Source organism: Myxococcota bacterium (genome assembly GCA_035498015.1).
Taxonomy (GTDB): Bacteria; Myxococcota_A; UBA9160; order SZUA-336; family SZUA-336; genus VGRW01.
This window is the reverse complement of sequence record DATKAO010000149.1, coordinates 27,549-51,071: the sequence shown is the minus strand read 5'-3', so window position 1 is coordinate 51,071 and position 23,523 is coordinate 27,549. Positions and strand designations below refer to the sequence as shown.

Genomic DNA, 23,523 nt, shown 5'->3' with positions numbered 1-23,523 from the left:
GCATGGGCGACCCCTTCGAGGCGATCGTCGGCGCGGGTCACGTCTCGCGCGCCGAGCAGGAGACCGTCTGCGGCGCGCGCGTCGCGGCGGTCGTGCGCCCGGGGAGCGCGGACGAGGTGGCCGCGTGTCTGCGCGCGGCGAGTGAGTCGGCCATCGCGCTCTTGCCCGTGGGCGGCGGCACGGGGCTCGGGCTCGGAAACCCGCTCGACGCGGCGAGCTGCGTGCGGCTCGAGCTGGGGCGGCTGTGCGCGCCGGCGCAGCTCGACCCGGACGAGGGCGTGGGCGAGGTCGAGGCCGGAGTGACTCTCGAGGCGCTGGCTCGCGCCGCGGCGGCGTCGGGCAAGAGCGTGCCCTTCGACCCGCTTCGCGCCGGCGCGACCGTGGGCGGGACGATCGCGGTGGACCCGCTGACTCCGGACGCGCCGGAGCGCCGGCTGCGCGGCGACCTCCTGGGTCTCGAGCTGGCGTTGCCCAACGGCGAGCTCACGCGCTGCGGCGGGCGCGTGGTGAAGAACGTGACCGGCTTCGACCTGGTGCGGCTCTACTGCGGCTCGTTCGGGAGCCTGGGCGTGGTGACTCGCGCCGTGCTGCGGCTGCGCGCGGCGCCCGAGCGCACGGCAGTGACTCGCGCGCGCTTCCCGAGCCTGGAGGCGGCGCTGGCAGCCGCGGCCGAGGCGGTGGCGCCGGAGAGCCCGCTCGCAGCCGCGGTGCGCCCGGTGGCCGGCGGCGCGGAGCTGTGGCTGCGGGCGGCCGGCAGCGCGGCCGAGGTCGAGGCGGAGCTTGCGCACGCGCCCGGTGACTCCGTCGAGCCCGCGGCCTGGTCGGCCGTGCGCGACGAGCTCGCGCAGCCGCCCGCGCCGGCCGGCGCGCGCGTGCAGCTCGGCGCGCGGCCGAGCGATCTCCCGGTGCTGGTGCGCGGCCTGTGCGCGGCGGCCGGTGACTCGTCGTTGCGGCTGGCGCTGCCGCGCGCCGGGATCGCGCTCGGCCGGGTGCCGCTCGCGCGCGTGCCCGCGCTCGTGGAGCTCGCGGCCCGCGCGGGCGCGGCGCTCCTGATCGAGCGCACGCCGGGCGCCGCGCTCGCCTGCGACGCCTTCGGGCCGCCGCCCCCGGCGCTCGCGCTCATGCGCGCGCTGAAGGCGCGCTTCGACCCGGCGCGCGTGCTCTCGCCCGGGCGCTTCGTGGCGGGCATCTGAGATGGCCGACGCGCCCCGCCACCTCGACTACGCCGCCACGCTCGACTGCGTGCACTGCGGCCTGTGTCTCCCGCACTGCCCGACCTACCAGGAGACCGGACGCGAGAGCAGCTCGCCGCGCGGGCGCATCTACCTGATGCGCGGCGTCGCGGAGGACCGCATCCCGCTCGACGAGCTGGTGGTGGGCGAGATGAGCTTCTGTCTCGCGTGCCGGGCGTGTGAGTCGGCCTGCCCGGCCGGCGTGCGCTACGGGCACCTGGTGGAGAGCATGCGCGCCGAGATCGACGCGCGCGGCGCGCGCAGCCGAGTCACTCGCGCGTTCGAGCGGCTCGCGCTGCGCGGAGTGATCGCGCGCCCGGACCGGCTGGCGCGCCTGTTCGCGCTGCTGCGCGCCTACCAGCGCAGCGGCTTGCAGCGCGCGCTGCGCGCCACGCGCGCGCTCGCCCTGGTGCCGCCGCTCGCGCGCATGGAGCGCATGCTGCCCGAGCTGGCCGACCCTTACCGGCCCCCGCTGGTCGTGCCCGCCGACGGCCAGCGCCGCGGGCGCGTGGCGTTCTTCGCGGGCTGCGTCATGCCCGAGATCTTCGGCGCCGCGAACGCCGCCACGGTCTCGGTGCTGGCGCGCAACGGCTTCGAGGTCGAGATCCCCGGCGGCCAGGTCTGCTGCGGCGCGCTGCACGCGCACGCCGGAGACCCCGCCACGGCCACGGAGCTGCACGCCAAGAACCGCGCGGCCTTCCGGCTCGACTCGGTCTCCGCCGTGATCGTGAACTCGGCCGGCTGCGGCGCCGCGCTCAAGGACCGGGGCGACGACTTCGCGCGCAAGGTGCGCGACGCGACCGAGTTTCTGGCCGAGGTCGGCCTGCGCGCGAAGCCGCGCCCGCTGCGGCTGCGCGTGGCCTACGACGACCCGTGTCACCTGCTGCACGGCCAGCGCGTCGCCGCCGCCCCGCGCGCGCTCTTGGGCGCCATTCCCGAGCTCGAGCTGTTCGATCTGCCGGGCTGCCGTGACTGCTGCGGCGCGGCCGGCATCTACAACCTGACTCAGCCCGAGATGGCGGCGAAGCTGCTCGCGCGCAAGGTCCAGGCGATCGTCGACACGGCGCCCGAGGTCGTGACGACCGGGAATCCCGGGTGTCTGTTGCAGATCGGCGGAGGCGTGCGCGCCGCCGGGCTCGAGGTCGAAGTGATCCACCCGCTCGAGCTGCTCGCTCGCGCCTACGGCCCCTAGTCACTCGTACAGCATGGCGTCCGGGGTCGACTCCGGCAGCCGGATGCGCGGGAACGCCGCCAGCCCCAGCGTGCTGATGTCTCCGCGCAGCACCAGGTCGACGGGCAGGATGCTCTCGCGCGAGCGCACCCAGCCGTGTTTCTCGTGCGTGCTCTCGAACACGGCGTCGGAGCGCGCCTCGGGCCGGGGGTCCGTGCTCTCGACCAGGCCCAGGCGCGAGCTCGAGAAGTACGCGTCGCGCGCCGAGTCGGCCACGGCCCGCTCGCGGTCGTCGGTGGCGAGCGAGGAGCGGCTCACTTCCTCGAGGCGCGCCACGAAGCGCGCGAAGTCGTCGGGCGGGACCTCGCTGGTGACCGGATCGCGGCCCTCGAGCGCGATCTCGAGCACGTTCCTGCCCAAGAGAGTGACTCCCGTATCCGCGATCTCGCCGTTCCCGCGCCGGCCGTCGAGCAGCTCGGAGCGGATGCCGAGCGCGCCCGGCGCCCAGAGCGGCGGGTGCTCGAGCAGGAACTCCTTGGTGAGCCGGATGCGCTGCGGCGAGGCGCTCCGCCGCGCCTCGAGGAACTTCTTCCTGGCGTCCGCGGCCGCCGGCGTGTCCGGGAACTCGCGCAGCACCGTGCTGAGATAGGCGACCTTCAGGTCCAGGCGCGGCTGCTTGTCGGCGGCGGCCACGATCTGCGCCGCGGCGTCCTTGCGGTACTTCGCGATCTCCTTGGGGTCGGGCTCGCGGCGCGCCTCGGCGTGGCGCAGGGCCGCGTTCGGCTGGCCCTTGTCGGCATACAGGGCTTCGAGCGTGGCGTGGACCTCGTCGGCGTGCGCGCCGTCGGGGTGACTCGCCACGTAGCGCTCACCGGCCTGCAGCACGCCGGCTCCGAAGTGACCGCGCGCCATCGGGTACTGCAGCACGCGCAGCGGGAAGAGCGCGATCGTCATGGCCATCGAGGGCAGATCGACCAGATACTCGAGCGGGCGCCACAGGTCGCGCTTGCTGGCTCCGTTGGTGAACTGGCCCAGGGCGATCCAGGCCAGGCGCCCGCGGTCGTCGGCCGCCTCGGCCGCGCGGTACGCGGGCCAGGCGTTGCGGATCGGGTCGGCGAGCAGCGCACCCGCCTGGCGCGAGGCGGTGTCGGGCGCGCCCGCGGGCCGGGGCACGCGCGCCAATGACTCGGCGAAGCCGTCCTCGTCGCCGCGCGCGAGCGGCTCGAAGCTCGAGGCCAGCCGCACCACGGGCGCGAGCTCGGGCGGCGGAGCCGTTGCCTCGAGCTCGTCCGCGCGCGCCGCGACCTCGGCGTAGGGCGCGGCCGCGGCGGCACGCGCCAGGCGCTGCCAGGCCACGCGCTGTGACTCGCTCAGTGACTCGCTCTCGAAGGCGCGCACCTCGAGGCTGCGCCGGGCACGCGCCTCGCGTTCGCGCAGGATCGCGTCGGCGCGGGCGGCGAGCTCGGCCGCGCGCGCGTCGTCCGGGAGCTGGCTCTGCGCGCGGTGCGCCAGCACCGCGACGGCCCGCCACTCGCCGTGCTCGGCGGCCGCTTCGGCGGCGCGCAGGTTGTTCTTCACGCGCTCGCGCGCGAGCTGGTCGCGCAAGCCGTCGGCGCGGCGCGCGATCTCGGGCGCGCGCGGATCGTCGGGATGCCGCTCGAGCCACTCGTCCCAGGTGTGCAGCGCCTGGCGCTCGCGCGAGCTGGCGATCGGGAACTGGTGCGCGGTCAGCAGCGTGGAGAGCGCGCTGCGCGAGGCCGCGATCGGGTTCATCGCGCCGCTGATCGCCATGGTCGAGAGCGGCTCGACGATGCGGTTGAACAGCGCGCCGAGCTTCCAGCGCGTCTCCTCGGACAGGCGCGCGTCGGCGACCACGAGCGGCGCGGAGTCACGCGCCAGCTCGAGCCGGCGGCGCAGCGCGGGATCGAGGTCGTCGCGCCGCAGCAGCTCGCGCGCGCGGTCCGGGAACGCGTCGCTCCCGCCCGCGGCCGCGAACAGCTCGGCCGCGTTGTCGCACAGCCCCGAGGGCAGCTCTCCGCGCGCGGCGCGCGCCTGCTCCTCGTGCTCGAGCGCCGTGCGCGCCGCCTCGGCCTCGTGGCGCCGGCCGACCAGCACAGCCGCGGCCAGGTGCGAGGCGATCCGCTCCGAGGTGTCGGGCAGCGGCTCGCGCGCCGCGTGCGCGGCCTGGAGCGGCCGCCACTCGGCGGGCTGCGGCCCGTGCTCGAACGAGCACGCCGCGAGCAGGAACGCGCTACACAGAATGGTGACGCGGCTAGTGAGGCAGCTTGTCTTCATGGACCTGCAGCGTGTAGCTCAGATACGCCTCGAGCTTGTGCGCGGCCTCGAGTTTCTCGACCGTGCCATCCTGCTCCGACACCACCTCGTACACGCGCGTGGCGCCGTGCGCGTACTCGTCGAACGTGGCCGGGTCGAAGCCGAGCGAGGGCGGCGGGTTGCGGCGCGCGTAGCGGCGCGACAGCTCCGCGTACAGGTCGGCGAGCGCGAGCAGGTGGCGGTTCTTGTTCTTGCTGTCGCGGTGCAGCTCCACGACCTGCTGCGCGCGCTGCAGCGCCGTGGGCTCGAGGCTCGGGTCACTCTCGGACTGCGCCGCGAAGTACGCCGCCTCGGCCACGTCGCCGCGCTCGATCTCCTCCGACACCACGTAGCGCCAGTGAGTCTCCGCGACGTCCTTGCCCAGCGCCTCGAGCTGCGCGCGGCGCTCGGTCCAGCGGTCCGCCGCGGCCTGCGCGTCGGGCGGTGGCTTGGCGTCGGGCGTGCTGGCTGCGAGCAGCCGCTCGCACACGTCGCGGCCCGCGCGCGCGGGTTCCTTCAGCTCGGAGTCGAGGTCGGCCACGCGCGCGTAGTGCGCCTGCGCGAGCTGGTACTCGCCGATCCGCTCCAGCGCGCGCGCCTTCGCGAACCACAGCACGTCGGTCATGTAGCCCGTGGACATCTTCTCGGCGTGCGCGGTCTCGAGCGTCTCGAGTCTCTCGAACGAGGCGCGGAACACGTTCCGGCCCGAGATGTCGCGCGCGGGCGCGAAGCGGTAGGTGTCGTCGTCCACGTGCAGCCGCAGCACGGCCACCACCTCGAGCAGGTCCTGAGTCGGCTGGTCGGCCGGGTCTGACGGCGGCGCGCTCGCGCAGGCGCTGGCGAGCAGCGCGGCGGCCAGCACGCGCGGGACGCGCGCGCTCAAAGTCGTGCCGTGCGCCGCGCCGCCAGCAGGTTGAGCATCTTCTCGGTCGCGATCACCGCCGCGGCGAGCTGGTCCGAATCGACGCCCAGCGTGTGGAAGGGCTGCGCGCGCGGACTGAGCTGCCACGAGATCACGGTCTCGACCAGCGCCCCCGTCTTTCCGCCGGGGGGGATGCGCACCTTGTAGTCGACGAGCTGCGGGAGCCGCAGACCGAAGCCGCGCAGCGCCTTGGCGAGCGCCTTCATGAAAGCGTCGTAACCGCCGTCGCCGGTCGCGCGGGCCGACGCGGTCTTGCCGCGGTAGCGCACCGACACCGCCGCGGAGGGCAGGCCGTCGCTCTGCGAGTGCGACTCATAGCGTTCGATTCGGACGAGCTGCTCTCCCGGAGTCTTCAACACGTCGGCGATCAGCAGCGGCAGGTCCTCGGCGGTGACCGAGTGCTTCTTGTCCGCGAGCTCGACCACGCGCCGCAGCACCAGGTCGCGCTGCTCGGCGGGCAGCTTGATGCCGAGCGTGCGCAGGTTCTGCTCGATCGACGCCTTGCCCGACATCTTGCCCAGCGCGTAGCGCCGCCGCCGGCCGAAGCGCGCGGGCAGCAGCCGGTTCGCGTACAGGTCGGCCTTGGCGTCGCCGTCGGCGTGGATGCCCGCGGTCTGGGTGAACACGTCGCGGCCCACGACCGGCGCGTTGTCGGACACGGTCTTGCCCGAGAGCCGCGCCACCAGCTCCGAGATCGCGATCAGGTGACTCTCGTCGACCCCGGTGCGGAACGGAGTGAGATCGTGCAGCGAGGCCACGACTTCGGCGAGCTTCGTGTTGCCCGCGCGCTCGCCCATGCCGTTCACGCTGGTGTGGATGCCGCGCGCCCCCGCGCGCACCGCGGCCAGGCAGTTCGCGGTCGCGAGCCCGTAGTCACCGTGCGCGTGGAATTCGAAGTGCACCTCGGGCCAGGTGCGCGTCATGAGCTCGACGTAGCGCGCCGTGTCGTCGGGCGTGAAGGTGCCGAGCGTGTCGGGCAGATACACGCGGCGCACGCCCAGTCCGGCCAGGTTCTCGATGTGCCCGAACACGTAGTCGAAGCTGTCGCGCACGCCCTGCGACCAGTCCTCGAGATACACGTTCACGATCAGCTTGCGCCGGCGCGCGTAGCGCACGGTCTCGGCGATGTCCTTGAAGTGCAGCTCCGGCGTCTTGCGCAGCTGCAGCTCGCAGTGCTTGCGCGATCCCTTGGTGAGCAGGTTCATGGCCACGCCGCCGTGCTCGACGATCCAGTCGACCGAGCGCTTGCCGTCGGTGAGGCCGAAGATCTCGATCCGCTCCGAGTGACCCGCGCGGCGCGCCCACGAGGTGATGCGCTTCACCGCCTCGGCTTCGCCTTCGGACACGAACACCTGCCCGATCTCGAGCCGGTCGACGCGCACCTGCTCGAGCAGGAGCCGCGCGATCTGCAGCTTCTCGGACGGAGCGTAGGCCACGTTCGGCGTCTGCTCGCCGTCGCGCAACGTGGTGTCCATCACCTGGACCAGGGATCCGCGCGCCATGGGAGAAGGCTAGCCCGCTAACTCCCGAATGCGTACGGGCCGCCCTTCTCGAGCCCCCGTTTGTAGGCGGGGCGGGCGTGCACGCGCTCGAGGAAGCGCGCCAGGTTCGGGAACTTGTCCAGGCCGTGCAGCAGGCGGCAGACCTGGATCGGGAACGACAGGTTGATGTCGGCGGCGCTGAGCTCCTTGCCCACGAACCAGTCTTTCCCGGCCAGCTCCCGGTCGAGATATCCGAAGTGGTTCTCGATCTCGCTCGTGACTCGCGGCGCGAGCGGCGCGCCGGCGTCGCCGATGCGCGACAGGTAGAGCTTGAGCATGACCGGCAGCATGGCCGAGCCCTCGGCGTAGTGCATGAACTGCAGGTAGCGCGGCCAGTCGGGCGCGCTCTCCGCGGGCGCGAGCCGGCCCTTGCCGTGCCTGCGCACGATGTACTCGAGGATCGCCCCGGACTCGATCACCACGTTCGACCCGTCCTTGATCACCGGTGACTTGCCCAGCGGGTGGATGGCGCGCAGTGAGTCGGGCGCGAGGTTGGTCGTGGCGTCGCGCTGGTAGGGGACGATCGTGTAGGGCAGCTCGAGCTCCTCGAGCAGCCACAGCACGCGCTGCGAGCGCGAGTTGTTCAGGTGATGGACTTCGATCACGACAGCGCCTCGGGCTCGGCTTCCTTCTTGGCGCGCGCGTCGTGCGCCTTCTTGGCGTCGAACAGCGCCGGAATCACGCGGTCGAGGTCGTCCTGCGTCCACAGGTGGTCGCTCTTGAAGGCGCGGATCAGCGCGGGCTGCTGCATGATCGCCACCTGCCCGCGACTCACGTGGAGGATCTGCGCCGTGAGCTCCTGCGCCTGCGGCGAGGCCAGCCAGGTCACGACCGGCGCGATCTGCTGCGGGCCGACCAGCGGGTCTTCCAGGTTCGGCTTCACGCCGCGGCCTTCCATGAGCGGAATGGTCATGCGCGTGGCCGCGCCCGGCGAGATGGTGTTCACCGTGCAGCCGTACTTCGCCAGCTCGAGCGCGAGCACGCGCGAGAAGCCCGCGATGCCCGCCTTGGCCGCGCCGTAGTTCGACTGACCGAAGTTCCCGAACAGCCCGGAGACCGACGAGAAGTTGATGATCCGGCAGCCCTGCCGGTTGGTCTCGCGGATGTAGCGCGCGAACGGCTGCGAGCAGCAGAAGTGACCCTTCAGGTGCACGGAGATGACCGCGTCCCAGTCACTCTCTTCCATGGAGAAGATGGTCTTGTCGCGCAGGATGCCGGCGTTGTTCACCAGGATGTCGCAGCCGCCGAACGCCTTCTGTGCGGTCTGGAAGATGTTCCTGCCGCCTTCCATGGTCGCGACGGAGTCGTAGCTCGCCGCGCCCTTGCCGCCGAGCTTCTCGATCTCCTTCACCACCTCGTCCGCGACCCGGCCCGCGCCGGTGCCGTCGGCGTTGCCGCCCAGGTCGTTCACCACCACCGCCGCGCCGTTCCGCGCGAAGTCGAGTGCGATCTCCCGGCCGATGCCGCGGCCGGCGCCAGTCACGATCGCGATCTTGCCCGCGAGCGCCGTCATGGGTTCCTCCAGATTTTGGGGAGCCCATTCTACGCGCTCGGTCGGGTCACTTCTTGGGCGGCGCCTTGGGGGGGGCGGGCGGCTTGGGCGTCTTGGCCTTCTGGCGCAGCTTCTCTTTCTGGTCGGGCGGGAGCTGCTGGAAGCGCTGGTAGCGCTCGCGCATGAGCTGCTTCTGCTCCGGGCTGAGCTGCTGCCAGCGCTCGTAGTTCTGCCGCACCCGCACGCGGTCCTCGGGCGGGAGCTGCCGGAACTGCTTGGAGCGCTGGCGGATCTCCTCTTTCTTCTCCGGCGGCAGCTTCTGGAAGTCCTGCCAGCGCTGGTGCAGGCGCTCGCGCTCTTCGGGCGAGAGCTTCTGCCACTGCTCCGGCGGAGGGCGCGGGTCGTCCGCGCGGGCGGTCGCGGGCAGCGCAAACCAGCCCAGCGCGACCACGGCCGCGCACAGGACGGCCCGCCGAGCTGGCTCAGCTCGGCGGGTTGTCATCCCAATCCTCGAGCACGTCCACCTCGGAGATCGCGTCGATGTCGGGGTCCTGAAGGAGCTCGAAGTCCTTCGGGTTGCTCACGATCTTCACGTCGGGGTCGACCTTCGCGTGGGCTGCGAGCGGCAGCCGGAGCGGCCCCTGGTCGCCGGCCGGCCGCTCCGGCAGCGGCAGGAAGAGCAAGAGCGCCACGGCCGTGACCAGGGCCGCGCCCAGGATGTTCCGCCAGCCGAACCAGCGCTTCCAGCGACTCTCTCGCGCCTCGCCTTCGCGCGCGACGCGCGCCCAGAAGCGCGCCTCGAAGTCCCCGGCGGGAGTCACCTCCGGAAGCGTGGCGAAGGCGTGGGCCAGGCGCTCCTGTGCGGCGACCTCGGCGCGGCAGGCCGCGCAGGCCGAGAGGTGTGACTCGAGCTCGGCGCGGGCCTCGCCCGCGAGCTCTCCGTCTACGTAGGCTGCGATCTCTTCGCGGTCTCGCTTGCAGTCCATCAGATCTCGTCCTCCCCGAGCGCGGCGAGCAAGCTCTCGCGCGCCCGGTGCAGCAGGCTCTTCACGCTCGCGACCGTCGTGTCGAGTGAGCCTGCGATCTCCTCGTAGTCCAGACCCTGCTCGCTGCGCAACAGCAGCGCCGCGCGCTGCCGCTCCGGCAGATCGGCGAGCGCGCGCTCCAGCCGCTCGCGCGTGCGCTCCGCGCTGAGCTTCTCGACCGGGCTCGGCGCGGGGTCGATCGCGCCCAGCTCGGTCAGATCGCTGCGGGCCTGCTCGTGCTTCCGGTGCGCCCGCGCCAGCTCGTTCAGCGCGATGTTGTGCGCGATCCCGAACAGGTAGGTCGAGAACCGGGCTCTGGGCTCGTAGCGATCTGCGGCGTTGTAGATGCGGATGAACACGTCCTGCGTCAGCTCCTCGGCGCGAGCGCGGTCTCGCACCATCCGTGTGAGAAAGGTGAGAACGCGGGGCGTGTAGCGCGCAAAGAGGGCTTCGAACGCGCGCCGGTCTCCTTTCTGGAAGGCCAGCATCAGGCGCGCATCTTCGTCCGGCATCCGCGCGCTTTGTCCCTGCGGTCTACCGGTCGTCAAACCGGCCGCTGGGACTTGGGTTTCGCGCTCCGAGGAGCGCGTTTCAGGTCCCGAGATGGGGGCGAATGAAGAGCGTGAAGGTGGCGTAGATGAGCCCCACGGTGGAGAGGCCCAAAAATGCCATCGTGATCGCCATCATGCCCCAGCAAATTGCCGTTCCGAGACGGTCCTTGATGGCCCGGGGCAGCACCAGCTCGGTCGCGATCGAGGCCGCGATCATGACCAGCATGGCGTAGAAGACGAATTTCACGGGGCCGAGTAGACCACGGCGCTTCGAACCCGGTCAAAGCTGGCTCCGGACGAAGCGCTCCAGCTCGCGCACGAAGGCCTGCGGCTGGTCGAGGTTGAGCACGTGGCCCGCGCCCGCGATCTCGACCCGCTCCACGTTCGGGAGCTTCGCGGCCAGGACGTGCGAGGCGCGCTGGAAATTCTGGTCGTGCTCGCCCACCAAGACGAGCGCGGGCTGGGCGATCTCGGGCAGCGCGTCGACCAGGTTCGGCACCGGGCCCGCCACGCCCCGCGCGAAGCGCTGCAGGCCGGGCACGGAGGAGCACAAGAGGCCGGCGCGGGCGCGCTGCGCCCAGGCCGAGTCGGGATGCAGTCCGAGCAGCTCGGCGCTCGCGCGCTTCCCTTCGAGATACTTCTCGAGCCCGACCTCGCCCATCTTGGCGGCCGCGCGCTCCAGCATGTCGTTCCACTGCGCCAGCGCCTCGGGGTTCTTGAAGCCCGGACCGGTGTTGCACAGGACCAGGGCGCGCACCCGCTCGGGCCGGGCGCGCGCGTAGGAGAGTGACACTATGCCGCCGACGGACAGCCCCGCGGCGATCGCCGGCGAGTCACCCGCCGCGGCGCGGTGGACCCGCTCCAGGTCGTCGACCACCTGCGCCAGGGTGTAGCGGGAAGGCTCCTCCGGCGCGTCGGAGAGACCGTGGCCGCGGTAGTCCCATGAAATCACGCGCGCGAAGCGCGCCAGCTCGGCCTCTTGCCCCGCCCAGTGCGCGTGAGTCGAGAACGAGGCGCACGACAAGAGCAGCGGAGCTCCGTTGCCGGCCGCGCGCCAGAAGATCTGCGCGCCATCGCTCGCCTCGAGGTAAGGCAAGAATCACACCCTACCCATGCTCGAGTCTCTCGCGCAGCGCGCGCGTCATCTGCTGCAGCTGGTCCTTCATCGGCGTGCGGATCGTGAACTCGGGCACCAGCGCGCGCGTGGTGCCTTCCATCGCGATCTGCACGCGCGTGGTCGCGTCGTTCAGCGGAGTGAGTCGAATGGCGCCCTCGAGCGAGCGCCAGACGCGGCCGTCGCAGATCTTCGAGAACGTGAGCCCCCCGTCCGCGGCGGTCTTGAACACGAAGCGCACGATCGACTCCGTGCCCAGCGCCGATACGCGGGTGCGGGTCTCGCGCGTGCCGCCCCGGCTCGACACGATCTCGGTGTCGGGGAACAGCTGGGTCACGGTCGCGTCCGCGGCCAGCACCTGCGCGAGCTCCGCCTTGGCGCGCCGCACCACGAACTCGTTCTCGAACTTCACGCGGCGAGCATAACGAGGGCCCTTGCTTGCGGGCGAGTCGGCCGGTCGGATAGCCTCGCGGGCCAATGACATACGAGCCGGGATCTTTCTCCGAAGCGCGACCCTGGACCGTGGATCCCGAGCGGATGCCCTGGCGGGCGGGAATCGCCGACCTGCGGGCCGAGACCCAGGCGCAGCTGCCCCGCATGGTGCGCGCGCGCGGCATTCCGCCCCTCGACCGCTTCGCGGGCGCGGGCTTGCGACTGGGCGCGGCGGTCGCGTGCTGGGCGGCGCTGGAGCGCCGCCGCGAGCAGACCGAGGCGCGCGCCGCGCTCTCGCGCCGGCTGCGCAGGGCCTTCGAGCAGCTCGGGCCGGCCTACATCAAGCTCGGCCAGATCGTGTCTTCGGGCCGGGGGCTGTTCCCGGACGAAGTGGTCGAAGAGTTCGCCGCGCTGCGCGACCGCGTGCCGCCCGAGCCCTTCGCCGCGGTGCGCGCGGTGGTCGAGGAGGACCTGGGCCGGCCGCTCGGCGAGGTCTTCCTGCGTTTCGACGAGCAGAGTCTCGCCGCGGCCTCGATCGCGCAGGTCCACGCGGCTCGCCTGCGCAGCGGCGAAGAGGTCGTGGTCAAGGTGCAGCGGCCGCAGGTCGCGCGGCTCGTGCGCAGTGACTTGCGCGCGATGGCCTGGATCGCGCCCTTTCTCGTGGGCCGCATTCCGGTCGCGGCCCTCGCCAACCCGCCGGCGCTCGTGGAGCTGTTTGCCGAGACCATCGCCGAGGAGCTCGACTTCCGGCTCGAGGCCGAGAACATGCTCGACATCGCGCGGCTGCTGCAGGACGCCGGCCAGACCAAGCTGGTCGTGCCGCGGCCGCACCCCGAGCTCGTGACTCGCCGCGTGCTCGTGATGGAGAGACTCCAGGGCTACACGATCGCGCAGGCCGAGCAGATGCGCGCCGCGGGCATCGACACCGCAGAAGTGCTGCGCGCGCTTCTGATCTCGTTCCTCGAGGGCGCGATGATCTACGGCGTCTTCCACGGCGACCTGCACGCCGGGAACCTGTTCGTCATGCCCGACGGACGCGTCGCGCTGCTCGACTTCGGCATGACCGGCCGCATGGACGAGCGCGAGCGGCTGGCCTTCATGCGCCTCTTGGTGACCGCGATCGTGAACGACATCCCGGGTCACCTGGTGGCGTTCCGCGACCTGGGCGCGTTGCCCGAGGGGGTCGACTTCGCCGCACTGTCTCGCGACCTGAAGCTCGACCGCCCGCCCGTCGACCCGACCCAGCTCACGGGCCAGGAGCTCGTGGCCGAGATCCAGGACGTGCTGAAGCATCTGCTGGCGCACGGCGCGCGCCTGCCGAAGAACCTGATGCTGTACGTGAAGAACCTGATCTTCCTCGACGGGGCGATCGGCGACCTCGCGCCCGACGTCGATCTGTTCGGCGAGATCGGCCGGATCTTCACCTACTTCACCGAGACTCACGGCGAGCGCATCGCGCGCGAAGTGGGCGGCGACATCCAGTTCGCCAAGATGGACCTCACCGGCTTCAAGGCCGGGCTGGGGCTGGGCTCCGAAGTCGAGACACTCACCCATCGCGAGCTGATCCAGCGCCGCGAGGTGGTGCGCAAGCGCCTGGAAGACGTGGGCGGACCTCGGCTCCCGGAGCCGTAACCGGAGTCACGCTGCGGGTGGCGGATTTGCGCTAGCATTCCGGCGTGCTCGCGCGAACCCTCCTCGCGCTCTCGCTCTTGCTCCTGCCGTCGGTCGCGCGCGCCGAGACGGTCGAGGAGCCCTTCGACCTGGTCGAGCTGTCCGGCACCGGCCGCACGGTGGCGGCCGAGATGGGCGACTTCGACGGCGACGGCCGCACCGACCTCTTGCAGATCGCCTTCATCGGCCTGCCGCCCGACGACAAGCGCGTGATCCGGCTGTGGACCCAGGACGACGAGGGAAACCTCGAAGCCAGGCCGAGATACGAGCTGCCGCTGCCGGAGGACAGCGCGGCCTACGACGTGGGCGACGTGCTGCCCGACTCACCGGGGCTCGAGCTCTTGCTGCTGCGCCCGGCGGGACTCACCATCCTGTCGTTCGCGAATCCCGCGCTGCCGCAGCGCGACCTGCGCGTGGATGGCGGCACGATGATTCCGGCCGAAGACGAGCGCGGCCTCGACCGGCTGAAGCTCGTGTACACGGAGTTCGGCAAGGAGCCGTGGCTCTACGTGCCGCTGCTCTCGCAGGCGGTGTTCCTGTCGCCTTCCGGCGGCGAGAAAGCGCGGCTCGACGCGCCCGGCCGCGCCAACTACTTCGTGCAGCAGCGGCCGGGGGCGCTCCTGGTCGACAGCGACATCCAGCTCCTGCTCGACGTGCCGCGCATCGCCGTGGGCGACGTCGACGGCGACGGCCGGCCCGACGTGATCGCTTCGGGCAGACACTTCCTGCGCGTGTTCCTGCAGCGCGAGGACGGCACGTTCGCGAAGAAGCCCAGCCGCGAGCTGAAGCTCCACCTGGTCTCGGACCAGGACCAGATCCGCGGCTCGGGCTCGGTGCGCGTCGATGCGCGCGACGTCGACGGCGACGGCAAGGTCGACCTCTTGATCTCGCACCTCTCGGGCGGAATCACCGACGCCAAGAACGTCACCCGGCTGTATCTCAACCGTGGCGGCACCTGGAACCTCGACAAGCCCGACTTCTCGCCCGACGGCGGCAGCGGCTGGGGCGCCGACCAGCTGATCGACATCGACCACGACGGCAAGCCCGAGCTGATGCACGTGGCCGTGGCGTTCGGCGTGCTCGACATCATCCAGGTGCTGGTGACTCGCGCGATCGACGCCGACGTGAGCGTCTACCGGCTCGCCTCCGACGGCACCGGCTTCGCGAAGCAGCCCTGGTTCCAGCGCAAGCTGAACATCGCGTTCAGCTTCGAGACCGCGCGCCCGCTGGGCTTCGTGCCGACCGGCAGCTTCGACCTGAACGGCGACGGCTTCGCAGACTTGCTGACTCCGGGCAAAGGCGACCGGCTCGACGTTTGGCTGGGCAGCCCCAAGGGCATGTCGAACAACCTGGCCGGACGCCAGACGCTCGAGTCGAGCGGCCGGCTGCGCGGCGGTGACTGGAACGGCGACGGGCTCGCGGACCTCCTGCTCTACGACCCGCGCGCGCCCAACGCCCCGGTCGCGATCGCGCGCAACCGCGGGCTCCTCCCCGGCACCCTGCCAAGCATCGGCGCAGCCACAAAGCCGCCCCACAAAGGCACACCAGTACCCACCCCCTAGCCGCGAGCGGTCTTCTCGAGCTAGCGGATCGTCACTGCGAGGCCGAGCGAAGGCCGCCCTGAGCGAGGCCCGCAAGCGGCGAAGCCGCGCGCAGTGAGCCGCAGGCGAACGTAGTCAGTCAGTACACCTCGACCCACCAGCCCGGGAGATATGCGGGTCCGCTGGCGTTGGGGCCGAGCCAGGCGAGTGACCCGAGCTCGGGCAGCTCTACGGGCAGCAGCGCCTGCAGCAGCCGGTGATTCTGCTCGCCGTGCATCAGGCCCTTCACCTGCTCGCTCAGGCTGGGTGACGCGGGCAGGATCACGCGCGTGGGGTCGGGCTCCTTCTCGAGCTTCGCCTCCTTGCGCGCCCGGGCGACGGCGGCGGAGAGACCGCCGAGCTCGTCGACCAGGTGGTTCGCGAGCGCCTCGCTGCCCAGCCACACGTGGCCGCCGCCCAGCTTGTCGACGTCGGCGGTCGGCGTGCCGCGTCCGTCGGACACGCGCTTCAGGAAGTCCTCGTAGGCAGAGCGCGTGAACGCATCGGTGCGCGCGCGCTGCGCGGGAGTCATGGGCGCATCGCCCGCGAGCATGCCGGAGTAGGCGCCGCGGCCGATCGTCTCGTGACCCACGTCGAGCTTCTCGAGCGTACCGGCGAACGAAGGCCGCATCATGAACACGCCGATCGAGCCCGTGAACGTGGCCGGCTCGGCGATCACGGCGTTGGCGGCGCTCGCCACGTAGTAGCCGCCCGAGGCCGCGGCGTCGGCCATCGAGACCACGACCGGCTTCTTGGCGCGCACACGAGTCACCGCGCGCCAGATGCGGTCCGAAGCCTGAGTCTCTCCGCCGGGCGAGTTCACGCGAAGCACCACGGCCTTGATCGAGTCGTCGTCGGCCGCGGCGTCGAGCGCCTGCACGGTCTCCTCGGCCGTGAACAGCTTCGAGAGCGAGCGCCCGCGCTCGTCCACGATGACTCCGTCGCCGAACACCAGCGCGATGCGCGGGCCCTTGCGCAAGCCCAGCGAGCGCGCGTCTACGCGCAGGTAGGCGTCGCTGGTGAGCTCCTGGGCGTCGCGGAACTCACCCTTGTCGAGCGCTTCCTTGCGGCCCGCGATCGCATCGGCCAGGCCCGCGTCGACCAGCTCCTGCGGCGTGCCGGGCACCGACTGGAACAGCGCGCGCACCTTCTCGCCGCTGAGCTTGCGGCCGCTCGCGATGCCGTCGACGAGCTGCGCGAACACGCCGTCGATCAGCGCGTCGGCGTTCTCGCGCGCCTTGGGGCTCATCTCGCGCGCGGCGTACTGCTCGACGGCGGACTTGTACTCGCCGACGCGCGAGTACTCCCACTTCACGCCCAGCTTCTCGAACAGGCCGGCGAGGTGGAGGTACTGGCCGGCGATCCCGCCCATCGGCGCGAGCGTGCCCGGGTCGACCAGCACGCGGTCCGCGACCGAGGCGAGAAACAGCTCGCGCGAGCCGTTCAGGCTGGTCTCGTCGACCAGCGCGACCACGCGCTTGCCGCTGCTGCGCACCGCAGCCAGCGCGTCGCGCAGCTCCTGCAGCCGCGCGTAGCCGATCTTCAGCGCCTGGATGTGCACGAGCACGCCGTCGAGGCGCGCGTCGGCGGCGGCCATGTCGAGCAGGAGCAGTACCGTCGGCAGCGCCGGCCCGCGCGCCGTGAGCTGGCTCAAAAGGTCGCGCGGCGGCGCCTCGTCGAGGTCGCCCTCGAGCTCGAGGACGAGCACCGAGTGTTCGGGCACGTGATGCCGGACCGCCCAGAGCGCGAAGCCGATCATGACCAGGACCGCGACCACGAGCACTGCGATTGCCGAGCGGCGCATGCGCCTCCTTGCGCGTGTCAATCGCAACACGGTGCTTCCCGATCCGTGTGCGAGATGCGCGAAGTCTACATCGCTGCCGTCGGACTCACCAAGGTCGACCTGACCGGAAGTGTCTTCGGCAACGTCTTCGAGCTGTTCCAGACCGCGTATCGGCGCGCGCTGGCCGATTCTCCCGTGCGCGAGTTCGACGCCGTGCAGGTCGGGATCATGGACGCGGAGGAGTTCGAGAACCGCGCCAACATCGCGGCCAAGGTCGCGGACCGGCTCGGGCTGGTCGGGGTGCCCGCGGTGCGCTCCGAGACCGCGTCGTCGACCGGCGCCGCCGCCTTCCATGAGGCCTGTTACAAGATCCGCTCGGGCTCGGCGTCGAACGTGCTGGTCGTCGCAGGTGAGCGCATGAAGACGGTCACGACGCAGGTGGCGACCGAGATCATGTCGAAGACCGTCGATCCCGCGGAGCACCGCTTCGGCTTCACCATGCCCGCGCTGATCGCGCTCGTGACTCAGGCGTTCTTCCAGCGCCAGGGCGTGCGCGGCGAGAGTGTCTCGGACGTGCTCTCGCGGCTCATGTTCCGCGCGCACGCGCTCGGCGCCGACAACCCGCTCGCCGCCTTCTCCGGCAAGCCCGAGGCGCTCGCCGCCTACTTCGACGAGTCGAAGAATCTCCCGGTCGCGACGCCGCTCCGGCGCAAGGACTGCTCGCCGATCTGCGACGGCGCGGCCGCGATCGTGCTCACCGACCGGCCGCAGCCCGTGCGCGTGGCGGGTCTGGGCGCCGCCACCGACACCTCGTCGCTGCTCGACCGCGCCGCGCTCGACTCGCTGCCCGCCACGCGCCGCGCCGCGCAGTTCGCGTACTTCGACGCGGGCATCGCCGACCCGCGCGCGCTCGATGGGCTCGTGCTCGAGTCACACGACGCGTTCAACAGCCTCTTGCCGGTGAACCTGGTCGACCTGGGGCTGTGCGAGCCGGGCCAGTCGCTCGAGGCGCTGATCGGCAGCGCGCGCGGTGCGGCGCCCGGCCTCGACCCCTACGCGCACCCGTGGAGCGGGCCGCGCGGCGCGCGGCCCACGAACCTGTCCGGCGGGCTGAAGTCGCGGGGCCATCCCGTCGGCGGCACCGGCCTGTTCCAGCTGGCCGAGGTGTATCTGCAGCTCGCGGGCCGCTTCCCCAACCCGCAGGCGCAGGCGGCCAACGCGCGCATCGGCCTGTCTCACTCGATCGGCGGTCCGGGCAACAATGTGTATGTGACTCTGCTCGAGCGCGCCGACTCGCGCCGGCGCCGCGCGCAGGGTCTCGAGCGGCCGCAGCGCCGCGCGCCCCAGCGCGCCGCGCAGCTCCCGCCCCAGGCGCTGCACGGCCGCGACGCCGTGGTGGAGGCCGCGACCACGATCCACGTCACGGCGTCGGGCGAGGGGCCGATCGCGGTGGCGCTGCTCTCGGTCGACGGCCGGCGCGTGTTCGCCAGGTGCCCCCCGGGCGCGTCGTCGGAGGAGTTACCGGGCCGGCGCGTTCGCTTCCTCGTGACCGAGGACGGCGATCACACGCTTGAGTCTTATTGAGCTACGTTCGCCTGCGGCTCACTGCGCGCGGCTTCCGCCGCTTGCGGCCTCGCTCAGGGCGGCCTTCGCTCGGCCCTCACTTCACTTCTTCGAACGTGACGACGTAGCCATTGGGCGAGCGCAGCTTCAGGGTGCGGCGTCCCCAGGATTCGATGCGCGGCGCCTGCTCGATCTCGAGCTTCTCGCGGCGGGCGAGCTCGTGCAGGTCCTGGACGTCGTCGACCTCGATCTGCCACCACAGCCGGGAGTCCGCGGTGTCGGCGTCGAAGCCGGGATCGATGGCCACGCCGAACTGCACGTTCGGTCCGGCCGTGAAAGCCGCGAACACGGACTCGGGATAGCTCTCGCGCGGGTCCACGTGGCGCGCGAAGCCGAGTGACTCGTAGAACTCCCGCTCCGCCAGCACGTCGCGCACGGGCAGCACCGGCACGAGCCGCTTGAACGCAGTCAATTGGGCCTGACGAGCCGGTGCAGCGAGATCTCGCGCGCGCAGTTGAGCCGGATCGGCGGGCCTGCCACGCCCAGCCCGCGGTTCACGTAGAGCAGCGCGCCGGTCGCGTCGTCGCGGAACAGGCCGCGCGTCCAGCGCGAGATCAGGCGCGACACGTTGTGCTGGTGCGCGAGCGGCAGGGCGATTTGACCGCCGTGCGTGTGGCCGGCGAGTGACACCGGATAGCCCAGCCGCGCGGCCTCGGCGAAGTAGCTCGGGCGGTGGATCAGGAGCAGGCGCGCCAGGCCGGGGGGCAGCTCGGCCGCCAGCTTAGCGAGCGCCTCGTGCGTGGCATCGCGCTCCGACCAGCCGTGACCGGGGTCCTCGATGCCCACCAGCGCGAACGCCGCGCCCTGGAGCTCGATCTTGGTCCACGCGTCGCGCAGCACGCGGATCTTGGTCAGTGACTCGAGCCCGCGCGCAACGGCATCGGCGCCGGTGTAGACGTCGTGGTTGCCGAGCACGCAATACACGCCCAGCGGCGCGTCGAGCGCCGCCAGCTCGGCGCAGCCTTCGGCGATGAACGACGGGTCGAAGTCGAACACGTCGCCCGTGATCACGATCAGGTCGGGCTCGAGCGCGTTCACGCGCGCCACGAGCTCGCGCAAGAGCGGCGCCCGCAGCTGCAGCCCGATGTGCAGGTCGGAGATCTGCGCGACGCGCAGACCCGCGAGCGCGTCGGGCAGACCCGGCAGCGGCAGGTCGACGCGGTCGACTTCCACGCGGCGCTGCCCCACGAGATAGCCCCAGAACATGGAGCCGAAGCCGACCGCCACGGCCGCGCCGCCGCCCGGCACGAGCACCGCGCGCGCCACCCCGCCCAGGCGTTCGCTCGCCAGCGGCCCGAGCCACGCGAGCGGCCCGAACAGCACGAACACCGCGGCGATCAATGGACCGGTCACCAGCGCCGCCACGCTGGCGACGAGCCACACGCGTCCGGCCAGATACCCGGCCGGCCCGAAGCGCGCGATGCGCGGCAGAGTCATGAGCGCCGCCGCGTTGAACAGCGCGAGCGCCACGGTCGAGAGCGCGAAGCCCGCGAGCCCGAGGCTGCCCCAGCCGGTCGCGCGCAGCGCCCACTCGACGATCAGCGTCTCCGACGACGCGGCGATCAGGAGTGCGCTCCAGCGCGCGTTGCGCAGCGCCGCGCGCCCGCTCCGCTTCACCGTCCGCTGCACCACCGCCACGGGTGGGAGAGTGGCGATTCCCTCGGTCTCGCTCAAGCGGCCGCTCCCACGCAGATCGCGATCACGTCGCGGTCGCCGATCTCGCCGCGCTGGTCGGCCACGCGCTGGAAGCGCTCGAACGCGCGCTCCAGCGCTGGCCCGTCGAGCGCGAAGCCCAGCTCGCGCGCGCGGGCCGCGAAGCCGGCCCGCCCCGACAGCTTGCCCAGCACGATCTCGCTGCCGGTCGGGTGGCCGATCTCCGCGGGGTCGACCGTCTCGTAGGTCTGCCGGTGCTTCAGCACGCCGTCCTGATGGATGCCCGAGGCGTGGCGGAACGCGTTCTTGCCCACGATCGCCTTGTTCGGCGGCACCGCGAAGCCGGAGTGTCTCGCGACCGCTTGCGACACGCGCCAGATGCCCTTCGTGTCGACGCCGGTCGCCACGCCGAGTGACTCGCCGTGAACCCGGATCGCCATCACCACCTCCTCGAACGCCGTGTTGCCGGCGCGCTCGCCCAGCCCGTTCACGGCCAGCTCGACTTGGCGCGCGCCCGCCGCGATCGCGGCCAGCGAGTTCGCGGTGGCCATGCCCAGGTCGTCCTGGCCGTGGAAGCTCGCGGTGACTCCCGCCAGCTCGGGCACGCGCGCGAACAGCCCGCGGAACATCTCCGCCACCTGGTCCGGGCGCGCGAATCCGACCGTGTCGGGCAGGTTGATCGCGGTCGCGCCCTCGGCGATCGCCGTGCGTACGACGCGCGCCACGAACTCGGGATTCGAGCGCGTGGCGTCCATGCACGAGAACTCCACGTTCCGGGTGTGCGTGCGCGCGCGCGCCACGGCCGCGCGCGCCATCTCGACCACCTCGTCGGCGCCGCGCCGCAGCTGGTGCGCCAGGTGGATCTCCGAGCTCGACAGGAACACGTGCACGCGCGGATCGCGCGCGGCGCGGATCGCCTGCCAGGTGACGTCGACCTCGGCGGGAATGGCGCGCGCGAGCGCGCACACCGTGGCGCCCTTCACGTGCGCCGCGACCGCCGACACCGACGCGTGTTCCCCGGGCGAAGACGCGGGGAAGCCCGCCTCGATCACGTCGACGCGCATGGCGTCGAGCAGGTCCGCGATCTCGACCTTGGCCGCGCGCGAGAAGAACACGCCCGCCGCCTGCTCGCCATCGCGCAACGTCGTGTCGAACACGACGACTTTCTCCGACATGACTGCCTCCTTGGTTTCCGGACCTCGCGCCGCGAGAGACCGAAAGAGGCGTCCGGGCAGAAAAAAACCTCTCCGGCCTCGACGGCGGGAGAGGTCCGCTGGTGACCCGGCGCTGGCTAGAGCGCTGGGCGGACCCCACCCGCCTCGCTAAGGAGGAGCCCGGAAAGGGCGTTCGCGGTGGTGGTCCAGTGTTTCACGATCGCCTGAGCCTACGGGCCGCCTCGGGCTGGGTCAAGTCGGACCTGCGAGCCCGGGTCAGAAGCGGTCGGAGGGGAAGTAGGTCGCTCTCGGCCGTTCGATGAGTGAATGAAGCAGGTCCTGGTCGCTGGCGCTGCCGGGCAGGCCGGCGATGCGGGCGAGCCGGGCCGTGTCGAGGACCTTCCACATGGGGCTCGGGTCGGCGGCCAGGGCCAGACTGACTCCTCGGGCTTCGAGGGCTCGGGCGAGGCCGGGGTCGTTCGTGAACGGGGCGTAGGTGGGTTTGTCGGGGGGGATGGAGGAGGCGAGGAGGTCGGCCAGTGACTCGGCGCCCTCGGGGCTTCTCGCGTACTCGATGACTCGCTGGCGGCCGTTGAAGTTGGCGCTGCGGGCGTAGGCGGCGAGCTCACCGACGCTGTGGGCCAGGCGGAAGGTCTCGGTGGGCGTGCCGGCGGTGCGGAGCTGGCCGCGCCAGTAGCGCGCGTCGCGCAGCGTGGGCCCGGAGAGCGCGGCGGTGAAGACGTCGTAGAGCGCGCTCACGCGCGCGAGGTCCGCGGGCTGGAAGTCGCGGCCGGGGTCGGGCGGCTCGCCGACGCGCGCGCGCGTGAGTCGCAGGAGCGGCGCGGGAATGCGCCGCCAGCCCAGGCGCTCGTAGAGCGGCGCAACCGGCGCGGCGAACAAGAGTGACAGCGAAAGCTCGCGCGCGCGCATGCGCTCGAGCGCGCGCTCCAAGAGCTCGGTCGCCAGGCCGCTGCCGCGCTGACTCGCGCGGGTCGCCACGCTGCCGATCCCGCCCAGCCGCACCGGCTGCCCGGCCAGGCGGATCGTCTTCTGGAACACCTGCACGCAGGCGACCGGCGCGTCGCCCTCGAGCGCGAGCAGCACGTCGCCGTAGGCGAACTCGGGGTCGAAGTCCATGTAGCGCTCGAACAGGTCGCGGATGCCGAACGCGTGCTCGAGCAGGTCGAGCACCGCGCCGCGGTCCGCGCGCTCCATGTCGCGGAAGCGCACGCGCTACTTCTGCGCCTTGGCGAGTGAGTCGGCGACCACCGCCGTGAAGGCGCGGGTGTCGAGCCGGCCGCCCACGTCGCGCGTCGAGCGGCCGTCGGCGATCGCGCCCAGCACCGCCGAGCGCAGCGCGTTGCCGTGCTCGATCCGTCCCACGTGGTCGAGCAAGAGGCCGAACGCCAGGAGTGCGGCGGTCGGATTGGCGATGCCCTGGCCCGCGATGTCGGGTGCGGTGCCACCCGCCGGGTCGAACATGGCCACGTCGATCTCGCCCGCCCGCGTGAACGAGTAGTTCCCGCTCGCGCCGGTGCCGAGGCTCCCCACCAGGCCGCACGCCATGTCCGACAGGAAGTCACCGTACTCGTTCAGCACGAGCACCACCTGGTAGTCGTTGGGCCGCAGGATGATCTTGGCGAGCAGCGCGTCGAACAGCTCCACGCGGTGCTTCACGTCGGGGTAGCCCGCCGCCACCTCGCGCACGATCGCCTCGAAGAAGCCGTCGGTCGCGCGCTGGATGGTGTGCTTCGACGACGAAGTGACCGACAGCCCGTAGCGGCGCGCGAACTCGAACGCGAACCGCGCGGCCTCGGTGCACGGCCGGCGCTCCACGATGCGCAGTGACACCGCCACGTCCTCGCCGATGCGCTGGCCGGGGTCGTCGTAGGTGCCGCCCACCGCCACGCGCACGATGTCGAGCGCGACGTTCTGCTTGAAGTTCGACGAGATGCCCAGGATCGACAGCACCGGCCGGTGGATCACCGAGAAGTGCAGGCGCCGGCGCAGCACCGCGTTCGGGCTCTCCTCTGCAGTCACCGTCGGGTACTTCAGCCCGAGCTTGGTGTCTCGCAGCGAGGCCTCGGCGCGCGGGTAGGTGTCGGGGTCGCGCTTGCGGCCCTCGAGCGAGAGATCGACCGGGACGAACTCGACCGCGAGCGGCAACGCGCTCGCGACGGAATGCACGGACTCGGCGAGCTCCGGGCCGATGCCGTCGCCCAAAAGCTCGGTGATGCGCAGGCGTTCCATGGCTCGACTATCGTCC

General features: G+C 71.9%; 22 protein-coding genes. 5 read left to right on the top strand and 17 right to left on the bottom strand.

The window, feature by feature from the left end:
• Positions 1-2 precede the first annotated feature (2 nt).
• Positions 3-1,193 carry an FAD-binding oxidoreductase gene (locus VMR86_13710; GenBank protein HTO08100.1) on the top strand — a complete coding sequence of 397 codons (1,191 nt, stop codon included), beginning with the start codon at positions 3-5 and terminating at the stop codon, positions 1,191-1,193.
• Position 1,194: 1 nt separating this feature from the next.
• Positions 1,195-2,424 carry a (Fe-S)-binding protein gene (locus tag VMR86_13705; protein ID HTO08099.1) on the top strand — a complete coding sequence of 410 codons (1,230 nt, stop codon included), beginning with the start codon at positions 1,195-1,197 and terminating at the stop codon, positions 2,422-2,424.
• Here VMR86_13705 and VMR86_13700 read toward each other — a convergent pair whose 3' ends face one another.
• The 11 genes from VMR86_13700 to VMR86_13650 form a co-directional block, all read right to left on the bottom strand.
• On the bottom strand, positions 2,425-4,698 hold the full coding sequence (locus VMR86_13700; protein HTO08098.1) for a hypothetical protein: 2,274 nt from the start codon (positions 4,696-4,698) through the stop codon (positions 2,425-2,427).
• Positions 4,676-5,599: a hypothetical protein gene (locus tag VMR86_13695; protein HTO08097.1), complete on the bottom strand. Its 924-nt coding sequence runs from the start codon at positions 5,597-5,599 to the stop codon at positions 4,676-4,678. The genes VMR86_13700 and VMR86_13695 overlap by 23 nt, the downstream gene beginning before the upstream one ends.
• Positions 5,596-7,140: an alpha-isopropylmalate synthase regulatory domain-containing protein gene (locus VMR86_13690; GenBank protein HTO08096.1), complete on the bottom strand. Its 1,545-nt coding sequence runs from the start codon at positions 7,138-7,140 to the stop codon at positions 5,596-5,598. The genes VMR86_13695 and VMR86_13690 overlap by 4 nt, the downstream gene beginning before the upstream one ends.
• Positions 7,141-7,157: 17 nt before the next feature.
• Positions 7,158-7,784 carry a glutathione S-transferase gene (locus VMR86_13685; protein HTO08095.1) on the bottom strand — a complete coding sequence of 209 codons (627 nt, stop codon included), beginning with the start codon at positions 7,782-7,784 and terminating at the stop codon, positions 7,158-7,160.
• Positions 7,781-8,692 (bottom strand): SDR family NAD(P)-dependent oxidoreductase, encoded by a 912-nt coding sequence (locus tag VMR86_13680; protein HTO08094.1) that lies wholly within the window; start codon positions 8,690-8,692, stop codon positions 7,781-7,783. The genes VMR86_13685 and VMR86_13680 overlap by 4 nt, the downstream gene beginning before the upstream one ends.
• Before the next feature lie 46 nt (positions 8,693-8,738).
• Complete coding sequence (locus VMR86_13675) at positions 8,739-9,122, bottom strand: DUF3106 domain-containing protein (protein ID HTO08093.1); 384 nt, start codon at positions 9,120-9,122, stop codon at positions 8,739-8,741.
• A gap of 31 nt (positions 9,123-9,153) precedes the next feature.
• Complete coding sequence (locus tag VMR86_13670) at positions 9,154-9,657, bottom strand: zf-HC2 domain-containing protein (GenBank protein HTO08092.1); 504 nt, start codon at positions 9,655-9,657, stop codon at positions 9,154-9,156.
• The gene (locus VMR86_13665) at positions 9,657-10,208 is read right to left on the bottom strand and encodes a sigma-70 family RNA polymerase sigma factor (protein ID HTO08091.1); all 552 of its coding nucleotides are present in this window, start codon (positions 10,206-10,208) and stop codon (positions 9,657-9,659) included. The genes VMR86_13670 and VMR86_13665 overlap by 1 nt, the downstream gene beginning before the upstream one ends.
• Before the next feature lie 79 nt (positions 10,209-10,287).
• The gene (locus tag VMR86_13660; protein ID HTO08090.1) at positions 10,288-10,494 is read right to left on the bottom strand and encodes a hypothetical protein; all 207 of its coding nucleotides are present in this window, start codon (positions 10,492-10,494) and stop codon (positions 10,288-10,290) included.
• Positions 10,495-10,527: 33 nt separating this feature from the next.
• The gene (locus tag VMR86_13655) at positions 10,528-11,343 is read right to left on the bottom strand and encodes an alpha/beta hydrolase (protein HTO08089.1); all 816 of its coding nucleotides are present in this window, start codon (positions 11,341-11,343) and stop codon (positions 10,528-10,530) included.
• A 10-nt stretch (positions 11,344-11,353) separates the two neighbouring features.
• Positions 11,354-11,773, bottom strand: a complete 420-nt coding sequence (locus tag VMR86_13650; GenBank protein ID HTO08088.1) for a hypothetical protein — start codon at positions 11,771-11,773, stop codon at positions 11,354-11,356.
• A gap of 125 nt (positions 11,774-11,898) precedes the next feature.
• On the opposite strand from VMR86_13650, the gene VMR86_13645 reads away from it, so the two are divergent.
• A complete protein-coding gene (locus VMR86_13645) occupies positions 11,899-13,425 on the top strand; it encodes an AarF/UbiB family protein (GenBank protein ID HTO08087.1) in 1,527 nt (508 codons plus the stop codon).
• Between the two features lie 44 nt (positions 13,426-13,469).
• Positions 13,470-15,026, top strand: coding sequence for a VCBS repeat-containing protein (locus tag VMR86_13640; protein ID HTO08086.1), 1,557 nt, complete (start codon positions 13,470-13,472; stop codon positions 15,024-15,026).
• A 118-nt stretch (positions 15,027-15,144) separates the two neighbouring features.
• On the opposite strand, the gene sppA is transcribed toward VMR86_13640, so the two are convergent.
• Positions 15,145-16,848: a signal peptide peptidase SppA gene (gene sppA / locus VMR86_13635; protein ID HTO08085.1), complete on the bottom strand. Its 1,704-nt coding sequence runs from the start codon at positions 16,846-16,848 to the stop codon at positions 15,145-15,147.
• A 54-nt stretch (positions 16,849-16,902) separates the two neighbouring features.
• Here sppA and VMR86_13630 point away from each other — a divergent pair, with 54 nt between their 5' ends.
• Positions 16,903-18,411, top strand: a complete 1,509-nt coding sequence (locus tag VMR86_13630) for a beta-ketoacyl synthase N-terminal-like domain-containing protein (protein ID HTO08084.1) — start codon at positions 16,903-16,905, stop codon at positions 18,409-18,411.
• A gap of 76 nt (positions 18,412-18,487) precedes the next feature.
• On the opposite strand, the gene VMR86_13625 is transcribed toward VMR86_13630, so the two are convergent.
• The 5 genes from VMR86_13625 to VMR86_13605 form a co-directional block, all read right to left on the bottom strand.
• Positions 18,488-18,862 carry a VOC family protein gene (locus VMR86_13625; protein ID HTO08083.1) on the bottom strand — a complete coding sequence of 125 codons (375 nt, stop codon included), beginning with the start codon at positions 18,860-18,862 and terminating at the stop codon, positions 18,488-18,490.
• Positions 18,859-20,124, bottom strand: a complete 1,266-nt coding sequence (locus VMR86_13620; GenBank protein HTO08082.1) for a metallophosphoesterase — start codon at positions 20,122-20,124, stop codon at positions 18,859-18,861. The genes VMR86_13625 and VMR86_13620 overlap by 4 nt, the downstream gene beginning before the upstream one ends.
• Entirely contained in the window at positions 20,121-21,278 is a 1,158-nt protein-coding gene (locus VMR86_13615; protein ID HTO08081.1) for a 2-isopropylmalate synthase, read from the bottom strand. Before VMR86_13615 ends, VMR86_13620 begins: the two co-directional genes overlap by 4 nt.
• A 255-nt stretch (positions 21,279-21,533) precedes the next feature.
• Positions 21,534-22,487, bottom strand: coding sequence for a GNAT family N-acetyltransferase (locus VMR86_13610; protein HTO08080.1), 954 nt, complete (start codon positions 22,485-22,487; stop codon positions 21,534-21,536).
• A gap of 3 nt (positions 22,488-22,490) precedes the next feature.
• Entirely contained in the window at positions 22,491-23,507 is a 1,017-nt protein-coding gene (locus VMR86_13605) for an isocitrate/isopropylmalate family dehydrogenase (GenBank protein ID HTO08079.1), read from the bottom strand.
• Positions 23,508-23,523: the final 16 nt, after the last annotated feature.